Here is a 15,688-nt window from a genome sequence, read left to right as displayed (position 1 = left end):
CCGCTCTCAGCGGCCGAGCGTGGCGGCGATATCGGTGCGGATGATTTCAGCCAGTTCCCGGGCCGCACGGTTCTCGGCGTCGCGGGTTGCCCTGATCTTGGCGAATTCCTGCTGCGGCAGGTCCACCTGCGCCGTCACGCTACGCCGTGCAGAGCGAAGGATTTGACCGTCGGAAACGCGTGTCAGCACATATTGACCGCTCATCACGACACGACCAGGGTATGGGCCATCGTAATTGTTGTTCGCGCGGGTCGTCAGGTCGTAATTCTGCACTTCCGTTGACGTCGCGCTCGAGCTTACGGAAACCTTGACGTTATATTGCGCCGTGGCGGGTTCGCCAGCACCGCCGGACATCAGAAAGATCAGCTGGTTGCGGACTTCCTGCCCGACTCTGCCGCCGGTCTCGGAGACGCTGACGGCCGCCAGTCTCTCCTTGGTTCCCGAAGCTTCCCCATAAAGCGGGCGCACCTGGCAGCCTGCCAGAAGACCAGCCATCGTCACGACGGAAATCGCTGCCGCGACGCGGCCCCATCTTGAAAAAACGTCAGACAACAATGTTCACAATCCTCTGCGGAACCACGATGACTTTCTTGGGCTCGCCACCGGCAAGAATGGATTTGACGGCATCCAGCGCAAGGGCGGCCGTTCGGACCGCATCTTGATCCGCATCGCGCGCGATTGTCAATTCGCCACGCTTCTTGCCGTTGACCTGCACGGGCATGACCACATCGTTTTCCTCGACAAGCGAAGCGACGAAGGCCGGCCATGGCGTCTGGGCCACGAGGCCCGTATTGCCCAGTGCGGACCAGCATTCTTCCGCCAGATGCGGCGTCATGGGGGCGATGATGCGGATGAGGATTTCGACGGCGTCGCGCGCGGCCGCCTTGACGTCCTCAGACTTGCCGCCAGAAGCAACATCGGCGAGCGGGCCGGCCAGCGCGTTGACCAGTTCGTAGATGCGGGCGATGGCCTTGTTGAAGGCGAGCTTGTCCAAGTCTTCCTGAACAGCCTTCAGCGTCTTGTGCGCCACCTTGGAGGCCGCCAAGCCTTCGCCTTCGGTCGCAGGCTTCGGCTGAACGGTTCTCAGTTCTTCCGCTGCTTCGCCGATGATGCGCCAGACGCGCTGAACGAATCGGTTTGCGCCTTCCACCCCGGCTTCGGACCAGATGACGTCACGATCGGGCGGAGAGTCCGACAGCACGAAGAAGCGTGCGGTATCGGCGCCGTAGGACGCGATGATATCGTCGGGGTCAACCACGTTCTTCTTCGACTTCGACATCTTCTCGATGGAGCCGATTTTCACCTCTTCGCCGGAAGAGAGCAGGAATGCGCGGCGCGTGCCGTCGCTTTCCTCGATCCTGAGGTCGGCCGGCGGCACCCATTCGCGTGCGGTGCCTTCGCCGCGGCTATAGGTCTCGTGCACCACCATGCCCTGCGTGAACAGTCCCTTGAAGGGTTCCTTGACGCCGACATGGCCGGTTTCGCGCATGGCGCGGGTGAAGAAGCGCGAATAGAGCAGATGCAGGATAGCGTGCTCGATGCCCCCGATATACTGATCGACCGGCAGCCAGTGGTTGGCGACCTTCGGATCGGTCGGTGCGTCTTCCCACGGCGCGGTGAAGCGCGTGTAATACCAGCTGGAATCGACGAAAGTATCCATCGTGTCGGTTTCGCGGCGTGCGTCATGGCCGCATTGCGGGCAGGAGACATGGCGCCACGTGGGGTGCCGGTCCAGCGGGTTGCCGGGCACGTCGAACGTCACATCGTCAGGCAGCTTGACCGGCAGGTCCTTCTTCGGGACCGGCACGACGCCGCAGACTTCGCAATGGATGACCGGGATCGGGCATCCCCAGTAACGCTGACGGGAAATGCCCCAGTCGCGCAGACGGAAATTGACCTTGCGCTCGGCCTGAGGCGCGTTGCCCAGCGTCTGCGCCGACAGCTTCTGCACGACCGCCTCGAAGGCATCCGTCGTTTTCATACCATTCAGGAAGCCGGAATTGATCATCACGCCGTCGTCGGTGTAGGCGGTGTCATCGACCGTGAAGCTTGCAGCATCAGGCCCTTCGGGGGCGACGACCGCCACGACCGGCAGGCCGTATTTGCGCGCAAAGTCCAGGTCGCGCTGGTCGCCGGAGGGGCAACCGAAGATCGCGCCGGTGCCATAGTCCATCAGCACGAAATTGGCGACGTAGACCGGCAGTTCCCAGTTGGGGTCCAGTGGGTGGACGACTTTGACGCCGGTATCGATACCCTTCTTTTCAGCCGTTTCGAGTGCTGCGAGCGAGGTGCCATGGCGGCGGCATTCGTCGCAGAACTCGGCAATCGCCGGGTTGTTCGCGGACAGTTCTCTCGCCAGCGGGTGGTCGGCGGCAATTGCCAGGAAGGAGGCGCCGAACAGGGTGTCCGGGCGTGTCGTATATACGGTGATGTCGGAGAAACCTTCCGGCACTGTCCCGGCGACCGTCTGCCAGCGCAGCGACAGGCCTTCGGAGCGGCCGATCCAGTTCTTCTGCATCAGGCGCACTTTTTCCGGCCATTGGTCGAGCGTATCCAGCTCGTCCAGCAGGTCTTGGCTGAAATCGGTGATGCGGAAGAACCATTGCGTCAGCTCGCGCTGTTCGACCAGCGCGCCGGAGCGCCAGCCACGGCCGTCGATCACCTGCTCGTTGGCGAGAACCGTATGGTCGACCGGGTCCCAGTTGACCTTGGACTGCTTGCGGTAGACCAGACCCTTTTCCATGAAATCGACGAACAGCGCCTGCTGGCGGTGGTAATATTCCACGTCGCAGGTCGCGAATTCGCGGGTCCAGTCCAGCGAAAGGCCCATGGATTTCAGCTGGCCGCGCATGGTGGCGATGTTCTGGTAGGTCCAGTCCTTCGGGTGAACCTTGTTCTGCATGGCGGCGTTTTCGGCAGGCATGCCGAAGGCGTCCCAGCCCATCGGGTGCAGGACGTTGAAACCGCGGGCGCGCTTGTAGCGGGCGACCACGTCGCCCATGGCATAGTTGCGGACATGGCCCATGTGGATGCGTCCCGACGGATAGGGAAACATCTCCAGAACGTAATATTTCTCGCGCGGATCGCTGTTGTCGGTCACGAAAACCTTGTCTTCGTTCCATTTCTGCTGCCAGCGCGGCTCGGCGTCGCGAGGATTGTAACGTTCGATGGCCATTGTCTAAAATTCCGGGTATCGAGGGGAAAAATTTGCGCTGACCTTCACCATGAAACGACCGGGGCGTCAAGTTTGGCGGGGCATTCGGGCGTTCAATCTTGGCCAGCGTGCCTCAAATGGTGCTAAACCCGCTTGGCATCAAGGCAATCGGCGTCTAGTTAGCGTTGCGAATGGTTCAGATGAAGGTCTTGTGATGGAAATCGAAGCACGTCTTGAGGATGTCAGGCAGCGCATTGCCGATGTTGCGGAAAAATCCGGACGCAAGGCGGCGGATGTTGCCCTCGTCGCGGTCTCGAAGACCTTCGAGGCGGAGGCGATCCAGCCGGTCATCGATGCGGGCCAGCGCGTATTCGGCGAGAACCGCGTGCAGGAGGCGCAGGGCAAGTGGCCTGCGCTTAAAGAGAAGACGGCTGATATCGAGTTGCATCTGATTGGCCCGCTACAGTCCAACAAGGCGGCGGATGCCGTGGCGCTGTTTGATGTGGTGCAGAGCGTCGACCGCGAAAAGATCGCCCGCGCGCTTGCCGAGGAATGCGGCAAACAGGGGCGAAGCCTTCGTTTTTATGTGCAGGTTAATACAGGGCTTGAGCCGCAAAAGGCGGGTATCGATCCACGTGAGACCGTGGCTTTCGTCGCCTTTTGTCGGGATGAGCTGAAATTGCGGGTTGAAGGACTGATGTGCATTCCGCCGGCGGATGAAAATCCGGGTCCGCATTTTGCGCTTCTGGCGAAGCTTGCCAAACAATGTGGACTTGAGAAGCTTTCCATGGGCATGTCGGGCGATTTCGAAACTGCCGTGGAATTCGGCGCAACGAGCGTTCGTGTAGGCTCGGCGATCTTCGGTACGCGATAAGGCTGCAAATAAAAAACCCGGCGCTGAGGCCGGGTTTTCAAACTCTAAAAGACGTCCGATCAGTAGTTATCGTCCTCGTCTTCGTCCTTCTGCGTAGACTTCAGCGAGCTGAGCTTCTTGAAGACCGCATCTGCGTCGATCTGCTCGTCTTCTTCGCGCTGGAAGTTGTAATCCAGACCTTCCGTTGCCGTCGCCGGCTGCAGTGTGTTGTCCAGCTCTTCGGCGGTCGGCAGCGGACGGCCGCGCGAGGCGCGTTCGACCTCGAGGTCGAGATCGATCTGGCTGCAGAGGCCGAGTGTGACCGGGTCCATCGGCGTCAGGTTTGCCGAGTTCCAGTGGGTGCGGTCACGAATCTGCTCAATGGTCGACTTCGTGGTGCCGACGAGACGCGAAATCTGCGCATCCTTCAGTTCCGGGTGGTTGCGAACGAGCCAGAGAATGGCGTTCGGACGGTCCTGACGCTTGGAAACCGGGGTGTAGCGCGGACCGCGGCGCTTGGATTCCGGCACGCGGACCTTCGGCTCGGAAAGCTTGAGCTTGTGGTTGGGATTGCTTTCAGCGCGGGCGATCTCGTCGCGGGAAAGCTGTCCGGTTGCAATCGGATCGAGACCCTTGATGCCCTGTGCGGCTTCACCGTCGGCAATCGCCTTGACTTCGAGCGGATGCAGTTTGCAGAACGTGGCGATCTGATCGAACGACAGCGCGGTGTTGTCAACCAGCCATACAGCCGTTGCCTTTGGCATGAGCAATTGTTGAGCCATAGATACAGTCCTTCTGTCCGTCCGCGCCGGTGTCGCGGGCGTGGTATCAACCACTGATTTCCGGGATATTGCCGCTCTATAACCGGATTGCATCAGAATTGCAATTCTTTGCGAAACAAATGACCTTTGTCTAATTGCCGTGCGGATTTGAACTGCTATGAATTCAACACATGCCTGAGGTGGGAGTCTCGGGCCACGTCAGAAGCCATATCGGTTCCAGGAGGAGTTTATGTCTGCCAAAATCTACCCGGTTCTCAAATCGGCGAAGGCCCGCACGCTCATCGACAATGAGCGTTACCAGAAATGGTATCAGGAGAGCGTCGAGGATCCGGAAAAGTTCTGGGACAAGCACGGCCGGCGGATCGACTGGTTCAAGCCCTATACCAAGGTCAAGAACACGTCCTTCAAGGGCAGGGTGCCGATCAAGTGGTTCGAGGATGGCCTGACGAACGTTTCCTATAACTGTATCGACCGGCACCTGAAGACGCATGGCGAGCGCACGGCGATCATCTGGGAAGGCGACAACCCCTATATCGACAAGAAGATCACCTATAACCAGCTCTATGACTATGTCTGCCGTCTGGCGAATGTGCTGAAGAAGCACGGTGTCAAGAAGGGCGACCGCGTCACCATCTATATGCCGATGATACCCGAGGCGGCTTACGCGATGCTCGCCTGTGCCCGCATCGGCGCCATCCATTCCGTCGTGTTCGGCGGGTTCTCGCCGGAAGCGCTGGCGGGCCGCATCGTCGATTGCCAGTCCACCTTCGTCATCACCTGCGATGAGGGCGTGCGCGGCGGCAAGCCGATCCCGCTCAAGGAAAATACCGACAAGGCGATCGATATCGCCGCCAAACAATATGTCATCGTCAACAAGGTTCTGGTGGTGCGCCGCACCGGCGGAAAGACCGGCTGGGCGCCCGGCCGCGATATCTGGTACCATCAGGAAATCGCCACCGTGAAGCCGGATTGCCCGCCGGTGAAAATGCGTGCGGAAGACCCGCTGTTCATTCTTTACACTTCAGGCTCCACCGGCAAGCCGAAGGGCGTGTTGCACACCACGGGCGGCTACCTCGTCTATACGTCGATGACGCACGAGTATGTCTTCGACTACAAGGACGGCGAGGTTTACTGGTGTACCGCCGACGTCGGCTGGGTCACCGGCCATTCCTATATCGTCTACGGTCCGCTTGCGAACTGCGCGACGACGCTGATGTTCGAAGGCGTTCCCAATTTCCCGGATCAGGGCCGCTTCTGGGAAGTCATCGACAAGCACAAGGTCAATATCTTCTACACCGCGCCGACGGCGCTCAGATCGCTGATGGGGGCGGGCGACCAGTTCGTCCAGCGCTCGTCGCGCGAGAGCCTGCGGCTTCTCGGCACGGTCGGCGAGCCGATCAATCCGGAAGCCTGGGAGTGGTATTACCATGTGGTCGGCGAGGACAAGAGCCCGATCGTCGACACCTGGTGGCAGACGGAAACCGGCGGCATTCTCATTTCGCCGCTGCCGGGCGCGACCGATCTGAAACCAGGTTCGGCCACAAGGCCGTTCTTCGGCGTGCAGCCTCAGCTTGTCGATGCCGAGGGCAATGTGCTGGAAGGACCCGCTGACGGCAATCTCTGCATCATCGATAGCTGGCCGGGCCAGTCGCGCTCCGTCTATGGCGATCATCAGCGCTTCGTCGATACGTATTTCTCGACCTACAAGGGCAAGTACTTCACCGGCGACGGTTGCCGGCGTGACGAGGACGGTTATTACTGGATTACCGGCCGCGTCGATGACGTGCTGAACGTTTCCGGTCACCGCCTTGGCACGGCCGAAGTGGAATCGGCGCTGGTGTCGCATCACCTCGTTTCGGAAGCGGCTGTGGTGGGTTACCCGCATGCCATCAAGGGCCAGGGCATTTATTGTTATGTCACGCTGATGGCGGGCCAGAATGGCGACTATGCGCTGCGCGAGGAGCTGGTGAAGCACGTGCGCAACGAGATCGGGCCGGTTGCGACACCTGACAAGATCCAGTTCGCGCCGGGCCTGCCCAAGACGCGCTCCGGCAAGATCATGCGGCGCATCCTGCGCAAGATCGCCGAGGACGACTTTGGTGCGCTGGGGGATACGTCGACGCTCGCCGATCCAGCGGTGGTCGAAGACCTCATCGCCAACCGGCAGAACCGCACCGCGTCCTGAGCTTCTGGAAAGGCTGCTTCGGCAGCCTTTTTCCATCTGCGATTTTCACAAACAAAAACACCCGGAGGCGGAACCTCCGGGTGTTTTTAATTGTATCCGGTAAGGATTACTGGCCGCGGATCTTCTTCAGGTCCGCCAGAACGGCGTCGACGACGTCTGCGCCGATCTCAGCCTTGTGCTTTTCGTAGACGACCATCGACTTTTCGCGGATACGGGTCTGCTCTTCGGCAGACAGCGTGTTCACTTCGAGGCCGGCAGCCTTGATCTTCTCCAGCGACTTCTGGTTCAGTTCGCGGATGACCTTGCGCTCTTCGTCGCGGCCGACGATTGCGCATTCACGCAGGGCGGCCTGTTCTTCGGGCGTGTAGCTGTCGAAGATCGGCTTGGAGAAGAGGAAGAGGAACGGCGTGTAGGCGTGGTTCGTCTCGGTGATGTATTTCTGCACTTCGTAGAACTTCGAGGTGTCGATCGTCACATAGGGGTTTTCCTGCGCGTCGATCGCGTTGGTTTCCAGCGCCGAGAAGACTTCGCCGAAGGCCATCGGGGTTGCATTGGCGCCGAGGTTCTGGAAGGTGTCGAGGAAGATGTTGTTCTGCATCACGCGAACCTTGAGGCCCGAGAAGTCTTCCCACTTGTTCACGGCGTGCTTGGAGTTCGACAGGTTGCGGAAGCCGTTTTCCCAGTAGGCCAGGTTTACGAGGCCCTGTTCTTCCAGCTTCTTGTTCATCATGTCGCCGAAGGCGCCGTCCATGACGGCATCGGCTTCCTTGGCGTTGGCGAAGAGGAACGGCAGGTCGAAGACGCCGAGCGACGGGATGAGACCGACGAGCGGCGACGAGGACGTCACGACCGCTTCCTGAACGCCGGAGCGCAGGGCCTGTGTTGCCTGAAGGTCACCGCCGAGAGCGCCGCCCCAGAATGCCGTCAGCTTCAGCTTGCCACCGGACTTGTCGTCAAGGCAGGCCTGCATGGCCTTGATGCCGTTGCCGACCGGATGATCCTGGTTGATGCCGTTCGAAACGCGGATGTTACGGCTGTTGAATTCGGCCATTGCCGGAGCGGCGGCGCCAACGGCGAAAGCGATGGCCGTGGTGGTCAGAAGAAGCTTTCTCATAATATCCTCCCTTGGATTGTTTGCGAGAAGCAGGTTGAATTAACGGAGATACTGCAGCGGTACGAGGACGATGTCCGGGAAAATCACCAGCAGCGCCAGGACGATGGTTTCGGCAACGAGGAACGGCCAGACGCCGACCGTGACCTTGCCGAGCGGGATGCGGCCGACGCCGCTGACGACGTTCAGCACCACGCCAACCGGAGGGGTAATCAGGCCGATGGCGTTGTTGATGATGAAGAGAACACCGAAATAGACCGGGTCGATGCCCGCCTGTTTGACGATGGGCATCAGAACAGGCGTCAGGATCAGGATGGTCGGCGTGAGGTCGAGTGCGGTTCCGACAATGAAGACAAGCACCATCATTGCGGCCATCAGAAGCATCGGGCGGTCGATCAGCGGCTCGATATAGCCTGCGACTTCGTTCGGAATGTTCGCTGCCGTGATGAGCCATGCGGAGACAAGTGCCGCGCAAACCAGGAACATGATGATGGACGTGCTTTTGGCGGCGCGCAGAAGCACGTGGAACAGATCCGCCGGTTTCAGTTCGCGGTAGATCACCATACCGACGAAAAGCGCGTAGACAGCGGCAACGACGGCAGCTTCCGTCGGCGTCATGATGCCTGCCTTGATGCCGCCGAGAATGATGACGGGCATGCCGAGCGCCCAGCCGGCGCGTGCGGTCGCTGTCAGGCGTTCCTTGGCGGAGGTCTTCGGCAGCGGCTTGACGTTATCCTTACGGACCACGATCAGCCAGGCGATGATGAGCGATGCACCCATCAGAATGCCGGGAACGATACCCGCAAGGAAAAGCTGGGTGATCGAGACGTTGGCGGCAACACCGAAGACGATGAAGGCCATGGATGGCGGAATGACCGGGGCGATGATGCCGCCTGCGGCGATGAGGCCGCCGGAGCGGGGAATATTGTAACCGGCCTTTGCCATCATCGGGATGAGGATTGCGGCGAGGGCTGCGGTATCGGCTGCGGCCGAACCGGAAATGCTGGCCATGATGATGGCTGCAACGATGGCCACGATGCCGAGACCGCCACGGATATGACCGACGAGCGCGATTGCAAAGTCGATGATGCGGCGGGACAGGCCGCCGGAATTCATCAGTTCGCCAGCCAGGATGAAAAAGGGAATGGCAAGCAGGGTGAAGGTGTCCGCGCCCGAGATCATGTTTTGGGCAATGATGGCGGTGTTGAACATGCCCATGTACCACATGAGCACGACGCCGCAGAACATCAGCGAGAACGCGACGGGAACGCCAATCGCCATGGCTCCCAGCAGAGAGCCGACAAAAACGAGAAGTGTCATGGTATCAGCGCTCCGAAAGCTGTTCGATCGTCAGATTCTCGCCCGCGAACTGGGCGATTTCGTCTTCTGTCACGCCGCCCGTCAAGTAACGGTACAGGCGTTCCAGTGCGATGATGAACATCAGGCCGCCGGTGAACATGCCGACGCCATAGACCCAGATCATCGAAAGCTTGGTGACGGGCGCATGCATGCTGGCATTGATGCCGGACTGCTTCCAGGTACCCCAGAAGAAGATGGCGGAACAGGCCAGAATGATGATGTTCGACACGATCATGCAGACGATGCGGGCGCGACGGGACAGGAACATCACGAGCGTTTCGATGCCCATGTGGCTGTTCTCACGGAAGGTCAACACGGCGCCGATGAAGGTCAGCCACACGAAGAAGTAACGCGACAGTTCTTCCGAGACGTTGATGCCGGAGTTCATCGTATAACGCATGACGACGTTGACGAAGACCATGATCGACATGCCGGCAAGCAGCAGGACGAGAATGATTTCGAGAATCCGGTAAAAGAGATTGATGGTCTTTTGCATTTTCCCCTCCCGAAGAAATATCTAGAGCAGCCCTCGTTTCGCCAGGTTGCGCATCAGGGCCGCGGTGCCGAATGTCCATTCCGGGCATTCGTCGGTCGTGGTGACCCAGTTGATCAGCTTACCGAGCTTGGGCGTGGAGATTTCAACACGGTCGCCCTTTGAATGGGTGAAACCGAGGCCTGGGCCATGACGATCCTTCACCGGCGCGAACATCGTGCCAAGGAAAAAGACGGCGCCGTCAGGATATTGATGGTTGCGGTTCAAGAGCTGCGAAGCGAGGTTTTCCGGCGTGCGGCTGATCGCCTCCATGGGGCTGACGCCCGTCATGGTGAAACCGTCTTCGCCCTCGACCAGAAGCGATATCTGTGATTTCTTCACATCTTCAATGGTGAAGTTGCCGTCGAACAGGCGGATAAAGGGACCGATCGCGCAGGAAGCGTTGTTGTCCTTCGCCTTGCTGAGCAAGAGTGCAGAGCGGCCTTCAAAGTCGCGCAGGTTGACGTCGTTGCCGAGCGTTGCGCCAACGATTCGGCCGTCGGAGGTGATGGCAAGCACCACTTCCGGCTCCGGGTTGTTCCACTGCGATTTCGGGTGAACGCCGATCAGCGCGCCGCAGCCGACGGAAGCCATGGCCTGCGCCTTGGAGAATATCTCCGCATCCGGGCCGATGCCGACTTCCAGATATTGCGACCAGAGGCCCATTTCCTGGAGCAGCTTCTTCACTTCGGCAGCTTTTTCGGAGCCGGCCTCAAGTCCCTTGAGATTGTCGCCGAGAACCGGCGCAAGCCGTCCGCGAATTTCCTGCGCACGCAGCGGATCGCCCTTGGCCTGCTCCTCGATCACGCGTTCCAGCATGCTGTCGGCGAAGGTGACGCCGGCGGCCTTGACGGCCTGAATGTCGTTGGGAGCAAGGAGTTCGCCGGCGGAACCGTCCAGAAAAGCTTCCAGTGCGCCGAGTGCGACGAAGGTGCCGGTGTCGGCGAGCCGCTCCACCAGATCGGTCTTCTCCAGAAGTTCGGACATGGTAGGGGAAATCGAAGTGAGGTCATAAAGCACACCGCCCTTCAGCAGGACGGGGCAGGGGCCGCCTTCGCTTTTCGACCAGACGCGGCCGACGAGCAGCGCGTTTTCGAAATCTTCAGGCAAAATTGCGGTAGCGTCGATGGACCTTGTACCGATCATGTAGTCCTCCCCTTCAGCATCCGACAGGCCGCCTCCTGCGGTCTTATTGTCTGGATGTCTGACAACTTAATCCCATTCTTCTTAGTATGACTTTTGCTACGAGTCTAGCGGCCTTGCCGACAAAATTATCGTGTTTCGCGTCTCAATTCCCGCAAAGCCGTAAACCTGTCCTATAGCTTTGCCGGCATCCACATTGCTGCTCAGAAGATATCCAGTTCGAGATTGACCCGGCTGGCTGCGCCGATCAGGTGCTTGCGCATGGCGTTCTTGGCGGCAGTGGCGTCGGCCTTCTCGACGGCTTCGTAGATTGCCACATGTTCGGCAATCGTCACCTCGAGAATTTCACCAAAAACCGCGCGGGAGAAAGCGATGTTGATGGCGGAGCTGATGCGTTCCGCGATGAAGCCGAGGAACATCAGGAAATATTCGTTCTCAGTCGCTTCCGCCAGAATGCGGTGGAAGTCGAGATCGGCGGCAACGCCTTCCGTCGACCAATCATCGGCGGTTTTCATCTTTTCCAAGGCTGCCGCCAGCCGCGTCAGCTGCTGCGGGCTGCGGTGCAATGCGGCAAGCCCCGCCGCCTCTATTTCCAGCGGCATGCGGAGCTGGAAAAGATCGCGGAAATTTTCCGGGTCGTTTAGCCGCGACCGCTCGATGCGGATGGACAGTCTTTGCCGGGGATCGGTGACGAATGCGCCCACGCCCTGCCGAGTTTCGACAAAGCCTTTGTTGCGCAATTGTGCAATCGCTTCGCGGATGACCGAACGGCTGACCCCGAAGGTTTTTGCCAGAACATGTTCGGTCGGCAGCCTGTCACCCGGTCCGAGCTTCGAATCATTGATTTCGCGCGCAATCTCCGCGGCGATACGGCCGGGCAGATGATCGTTGCGATGTATCTGATTGAACTCCAGCGTCATGGTTGCTCCCGTTCCACAGAAACGATTGGTTCGTTTTCCCGCGGCAGGCGACTTCCTCCTTCGCCGTCAGCGGGGTTTTCAAAGGCGGCGTTTTCAGCCGCCTTTGCCATTCCTCGATTAGCTATCCGGTTGCAGGGTTATCTGGCAACCAGGATTCATCCGCAAATCAGGGTCGAAGGTATTTTTCAGGCCGGTGATCATCCGGCGCTGCACGTCGGATAGCCGGCTTTCGAAATCGGAGCGTTTCAGGCGACCGATGCCGTGCTCGGCGCTGATGCTGCCGACGTAACGGTCGAGAACCTCGTTAACGAGTGTCTTGGACTTGTAGATGAAGGCGTCGCGCTCTTGTGGCGTCGAACCGTTCGGCGGCAGCACGTTGAGGTGGACGTTGCCGTCTCCGACATGGCCATAGGAAACCGCCAGGCATTCCGGCAGTTTTTCCGCAAGTTCCGCCTCGGCTTCAGCCACGAAGGCTGCGAGTTTCGACAAAGGTACGGAAATGTCGGTGCGCATATGCGCGCCGCGCAGCGCCTGGCCCTCGTTCATGCCTTCGCGGAACAGCCAGAGCGATTGGGCCTGTGCCCGTGAAGAAGCGATCACGCCGTCCAGCACCAGCCCGTCTTCCATCACGCCCTCAAGGAAGCGTCCCATCAGGTCAGCGGTATCGACCAACCCCGAGCCGGAAATTTCCATCAGCACATAGGCAGGATAATCGCCGGCGATGGGCATCTTGAGATCGGGAATTGCTTCAATTGCGAGTGTGAAGGCGACAGGCGGCATGAATTCGAAGGCGGACATCAGGTCGCAGCATTCGCGACGGGCGCGGCGGTAAAGCTTGATGGCATCGTCAAGCGAATTGAGGCCGAGCAGCGCCGTCTCGACATGTTCGGGATTGGGATAAAGCTTGACGGCAACCGCGGTGATGATGCCGAGCGTTCCTTCGGCGCCGATGAAGAGCTGCTTCAGATCGATGCCGCGATTGTCCTTGCGCAGCGTCGACAGCCCGTTCCAGATGGTGCCGTCCGGCAATACGACTTCGAGACCCAGCACCAGTTCGCGGGTCATGCCGTAGCGCAGGACATTGATGCCGCCGGCATTGGTGGAGACGTTGCCGCCGATGCGGCAGCTGCCCTGTGCGCCGAGCGACAGCGGGAAAAACATGCCTTTGTCCTGAACCGCATCCTTGAATTCCGACAGAATGCAGCCGGCTTCCACAACGGCGGAAAAATCGTCGCTATCGATGGTGCGGATGGCATTCATGCGCTCCAGGCTCAATACGACCTGATGCTTGGGGGCATCGGGAATGCCGCCGAGCACCAGTCCGGTATTACCGCCCTGGGGGATGATGGCAAGGCCCAGTTCCGCGCAGGCGCGAACGGTGTCGGAGACTTCCTTGGTCGAGCGGGGGCGGATGACGGCGACGGCCGAGCTGGTGACATCGCCGTGCCAGTCGCGGCAATAGCGCAGCATGTCTTCCTGCGATGTCAGCATCAAAGCCTCGCCGAGCCTGTTCTTCAACGAGAACCGCAATTCCCCGATATCGGTTTCGCTCACGATCGTCATTCCACCCTCTCCGTCCAATCCGCCCTAAATTTCCGGACAGGGCTCTCTCGCCCTTGCTTTTGCCGGTTTGTGAAAAAATACTATTTTCAATCCGATCATATAAGGTTATCAGACAACCTTACAAGCTAATTTATCGGTCGACTGGCCGATGATGTTTTTTCGGTCCCGGGAGAATGGCCGGGACAAAGAGGAGGAAAACATGCATATCGCAATCATCGGCGCCGCAGGCATGGTGGGCCGCAAGCTGACTCAGCGTCTCGTCAAGGACGGATCGCTTGGCGGCAAGCCAATCGAAAAGTTCACGCTTATCGACGTGTTCCAGCCCGAAGCGCCTGCCGGTTTTTCCGGTGCGGTCGATGCGCGTGCCGCCGATCTCTCCGCGCCGGGTGAGGCCGAAAAGCTGGTTGAAGCCCGCCCAGATGCCATTTTTCACCTCGCCGCCATCGTCTCCGGTGAAGCCGAGCTCGATTTTGACAAGGGCTACCGCATCAACCTCGACGGTACGCGTTATCTCTTCGATGCCATCCGCATCGCCAATGGCAAGGATGGTTATAAGCCGCGCGTGGTCTTCACCTCGTCCATCGCCGTTTTCGGTGCGCCGCTTCCCTATCCGATCCCGGATGAATTCCACACCACGCCGCTGACCAGCTACGGTACGCAAAAGGCGATCTGCGAATTGCTGCTGTCCGATTACAGCCGCCGCGGTTTCTTTGACGGCATCGGTATTCGCCTGCCGACCATCTGCATTCGTCCCGGCAAGCCGAATGCGGCTGCTTCCGGCTTCTTCTCCAATATCCTGCGCGAGCCGCTGGTCGGCCAGGAAGCGGTTCTGCCGGTGCCGGAAAGCATTCGCCACTGGCACGCTTCGCCGCGTTCCGCCGTCGGTTTCCTGATCCATGGGGCAACGATTGACGTCGAAAAGGTCGGTCCGCGCCGCAATCTGTCCATGCCCGGCCTCAGCGCCACCGTCGGCGAGCAGATCGAAGCGCTGCGCAAGGTCGCGGGCGAAAAGGCCGTCGCCCTCATTCGCCGCGAGCCGAACGAGATGATCATGCGCATGTGCGAAGGCTGGGCCCCCGGTTTCGAAGCCAAGCGCGCCCGCGAACTGGGCTTTACGGCTGAAAGCTCCTTCGAAGAGATCATTCAGGTTCATATCGAGGACGAACTGGGAGGTTCACTGAAATGAGTGTTGGCGGGGAGGAGAAGAAGCGGTCTGTCGCCTTTATCGGCACAGGTCTGATGGGCGGGCCGATGGCCCGGCGTCTGCTGGGGGCTGGCTTTTCGGTGACCGTCTGGAACCGCAGCGTCGATAAGGCCGAGGCTCTTGTGACCGATGGCGCGGTCGTCGCGGCATCGCCGGCGGAGGCCGCCAAAGGCGCCGATATCGTCATCACCATGCTGAGCGACGGCAAGGCTGTGGGCGAGGTGCTGTTTGCGGCCGGAGTGGCCGAAGCACTGAAAAAGGGTGCGGTCGTGATCGATAGCAGCTCGATTGCCCCGCCGATTGCGCGGGAACATTCCTCCCGGCTTCAAGCGCTCGGCATTCATCATGTCGACGCGCCGGTTTCCGGCGGTGTGCCGGGCGCGACGGCAGGTACGCTCGCCATCATGGCGGGTGGTGATGAGCCGCTGATCTCGGGTCTTGCCGATGTTTTCGCGCCGATGGGCCGGCTTACCTATGTCGGTCCCTCGGGCGCGGGCCAGCTCTGCAAACTCGCCAACCAGCAGATCGTCGCCATCACAATCGGCGCGGTTGCCGAGGCGATGATGCTGGTGGAAGCGGGTGGTGCATCGCGTGAAGGGTTCCGCAACGCCATACGCGGCGGTTTTGCCGAAAGCCGGATCCTGGAACTGCATGGCGACCGCATGGTGAAGCGCAATTTCGTACCTGGCGGTCCCTCCAAGTTCCAGCTCAAGGATCTGAACGGCGTGCTGGCGACGGCGAAGGATCTGTCTCTCAATCTGCCGCTTACGCAGCAGGTGACGCGGGAATTTGACGACTTCGTCGGTGACGGTGGTGCCGATATCGACCATAGCGGCATCCTGCTTTACCTCGAAAAACTGAATAACCGGGAACAGGGCTGAG

General features: G+C 59.9%; 13 protein-coding genes. 4 read left to right on the top strand and 9 right to left on the bottom strand.

The features are described 5' to 3' along the window. Positions 1-6: 6 nt before the first annotated feature. Both lptE and leuS read right to left on the bottom strand, forming a co-directional pair. Complete coding sequence (gene lptE / locus AGR7B_RS13755; RefSeq protein WP_161987770.1) at positions 7-552, bottom strand: LPS assembly lipoprotein LptE; 546 nt, start codon at positions 550-552, stop codon at positions 7-9. Next, a complete protein-coding gene (leuS, locus tag AGR7B_RS13750; RefSeq protein WP_080856874.1) occupies positions 545-3,175 on the bottom strand; it encodes a leucine--tRNA ligase in 2,631 nt (876 codons plus the stop codon). The genes lptE and leuS overlap by 8 nt, the downstream gene beginning before the upstream one ends. Positions 3,176-3,368: 193 nt before the next feature. Here leuS and AGR7B_RS13745 point away from each other — a divergent pair, with 193 nt between their 5' ends. Next, complete coding sequence (locus AGR7B_RS13745) at positions 3,369-4,028, top strand: YggS family pyridoxal phosphate-dependent enzyme (RefSeq protein ID WP_065656886.1); 660 nt, start codon at positions 3,369-3,371, stop codon at positions 4,026-4,028. A gap of 59 nt (positions 4,029-4,087) precedes the next feature. Here the strand turns inward: AGR7B_RS13745 and AGR7B_RS13740 are convergent, their stop codons facing one another. Beyond that, positions 4,088-4,789 carry a DUF1013 domain-containing protein gene (locus AGR7B_RS13740; protein ID WP_065656887.1) on the bottom strand — a complete coding sequence of 234 codons (702 nt, stop codon included), beginning with the start codon at positions 4,787-4,789 and terminating at the stop codon, positions 4,088-4,090. Positions 4,790-5,018: 229 nt separating this feature from the next. Between AGR7B_RS13740 and acs the strand changes: the two genes are divergently transcribed. After that, positions 5,019-6,974: an acetate--CoA ligase gene (acs, locus tag AGR7B_RS13735; protein WP_065656888.1), complete on the top strand. Its 1,956-nt coding sequence runs from the start codon at positions 5,019-5,021 to the stop codon at positions 6,972-6,974. Positions 6,975-7,080: 106 nt separating this feature from the next. On the opposite strand, the gene AGR7B_RS13730 is transcribed toward acs, so the two are convergent. From AGR7B_RS13730 to AGR7B_RS13705, 6 genes are all read right to left on the bottom strand, one after another. Continuing rightward, complete coding sequence (locus AGR7B_RS13730) at positions 7,081-8,088, bottom strand: TRAP transporter substrate-binding protein (RefSeq protein WP_065656889.1); 1,008 nt, start codon at positions 8,086-8,088, stop codon at positions 7,081-7,083. A gap of 39 nt (positions 8,089-8,127) precedes the next feature. Continuing rightward, entirely contained in the window at positions 8,128-9,405 is a 1,278-nt protein-coding gene (locus tag AGR7B_RS13725; RefSeq protein WP_035265222.1) for a TRAP transporter large permease, read from the bottom strand. A 4-nt stretch (positions 9,406-9,409) separates the two neighbouring features. Next, positions 9,410-9,940 carry a TRAP transporter small permease gene (locus AGR7B_RS13720; RefSeq protein WP_003520303.1) on the bottom strand — a complete coding sequence of 177 codons (531 nt, stop codon included), beginning with the start codon at positions 9,938-9,940 and terminating at the stop codon, positions 9,410-9,412. Between the two features lie 21 nt (positions 9,941-9,961). Continuing rightward, positions 9,962-11,122, bottom strand: coding sequence for a fumarylacetoacetate hydrolase family protein (locus tag AGR7B_RS13715; protein ID WP_080856873.1), 1,161 nt, complete (start codon positions 11,120-11,122; stop codon positions 9,962-9,964). Between the two features lie 200 nt (positions 11,123-11,322). Next, a complete protein-coding gene (locus tag AGR7B_RS13710) occupies positions 11,323-12,039 on the bottom strand; it encodes a FadR/GntR family transcriptional regulator (RefSeq protein WP_080856872.1) in 717 nt (238 codons plus the stop codon). Positions 12,040-12,156: 117 nt separating this feature from the next. Next, entirely contained in the window at positions 12,157-13,602 is a 1,446-nt protein-coding gene (locus AGR7B_RS13705; protein ID WP_078052320.1) for an FAD-binding oxidoreductase, read from the bottom strand. Positions 13,603-13,801: 199 nt separating this feature from the next. Here AGR7B_RS13705 and denD point away from each other — a divergent pair, with 199 nt between their 5' ends. Continuing rightward, positions 13,802-14,788 carry a D-erythronate dehydrogenase gene (denD, locus tag AGR7B_RS13700; RefSeq protein ID WP_080857107.1) on the top strand — a complete coding sequence of 329 codons (987 nt, stop codon included), beginning with the start codon at positions 13,802-13,804 and terminating at the stop codon, positions 14,786-14,788. Then, entirely contained in the window at positions 14,785-15,687 is a 903-nt protein-coding gene (locus AGR7B_RS13695) for an NAD(P)-dependent oxidoreductase (RefSeq protein WP_065656891.1), read from the top strand. The genes denD and AGR7B_RS13695 overlap by 4 nt, the downstream gene beginning before the upstream one ends. Position 15,688: the final 1 nt, after the last annotated feature.

This window comes from Agrobacterium deltaense RV3 (assembly GCF_900013505.1).
GTDB lineage: Bacteria > Pseudomonadota > Alphaproteobacteria > Rhizobiales > Rhizobiaceae > Agrobacterium > Agrobacterium leguminum.
Note: the sequence above shows the minus strand (reverse complement) of the source record. Positions and strands in the feature narration are given on the sequence as shown.

Coding starts and splice junctions, on each gene's coding strand:
- AGR7B_RS13730 (WP_065656889.1), bottom strand. CDS start 8,088: ATGAGAAAGCTTCTTCTGACCACCACGGCCATCGCTTTCGCCGTTGGC.
- denD (WP_080857107.1), top strand. CDS start 13,802: ATGCATATCGCAATCATCGGCGCCGCAGGCATGGTGGGCCGCAAGCTG.
- leuS (WP_080856874.1), bottom strand. CDS start 3,175: ATGGCCATCGAACGTTACAATCCTCGCGACGCCGAGCCGCGCTGGCAG.
- AGR7B_RS13705 (WP_078052320.1), bottom strand. CDS start 13,602: ATGACGATCGTGAGCGAAACCGATATCGGGGAATTGCGGTTCTCGTTG.
- AGR7B_RS13720 (WP_003520303.1), bottom strand. CDS start 9,940: ATGCAAAAGACCATCAATCTCTTTTACCGGATTCTCGAAATCATTCTC.
- AGR7B_RS13695 (WP_065656891.1), top strand. CDS start 14,785: ATGAGTGTTGGCGGGGAGGAGAAGAAGCGGTCTGTCGCCTTTATCGGC.
- AGR7B_RS13740 (WP_065656887.1), bottom strand. CDS start 4,789: ATGGCTCAACAATTGCTCATGCCAAAGGCAACGGCTGTATGGCTGGTT.
- AGR7B_RS13725 (WP_035265222.1), bottom strand. CDS start 9,405: ATGACACTTCTCGTTTTTGTCGGCTCTCTGCTGGGAGCCATGGCGATT.
- AGR7B_RS13715 (WP_080856873.1), bottom strand. CDS start 11,122: ATGATCGGTACAAGGTCCATCGACGCTACCGCAATTTTGCCTGAAGAT.
- AGR7B_RS13710 (WP_080856872.1), bottom strand. CDS start 12,039: ATGACGCTGGAGTTCAATCAGATACATCGCAACGATCATCTGCCCGGC.
- acs (WP_065656888.1), top strand. CDS start 5,019: ATGTCTGCCAAAATCTACCCGGTTCTCAAATCGGCGAAGGCCCGCACG.
- AGR7B_RS13745 (WP_065656886.1), top strand. CDS start 3,369: ATGGAAATCGAAGCACGTCTTGAGGATGTCAGGCAGCGCATTGCCGAT.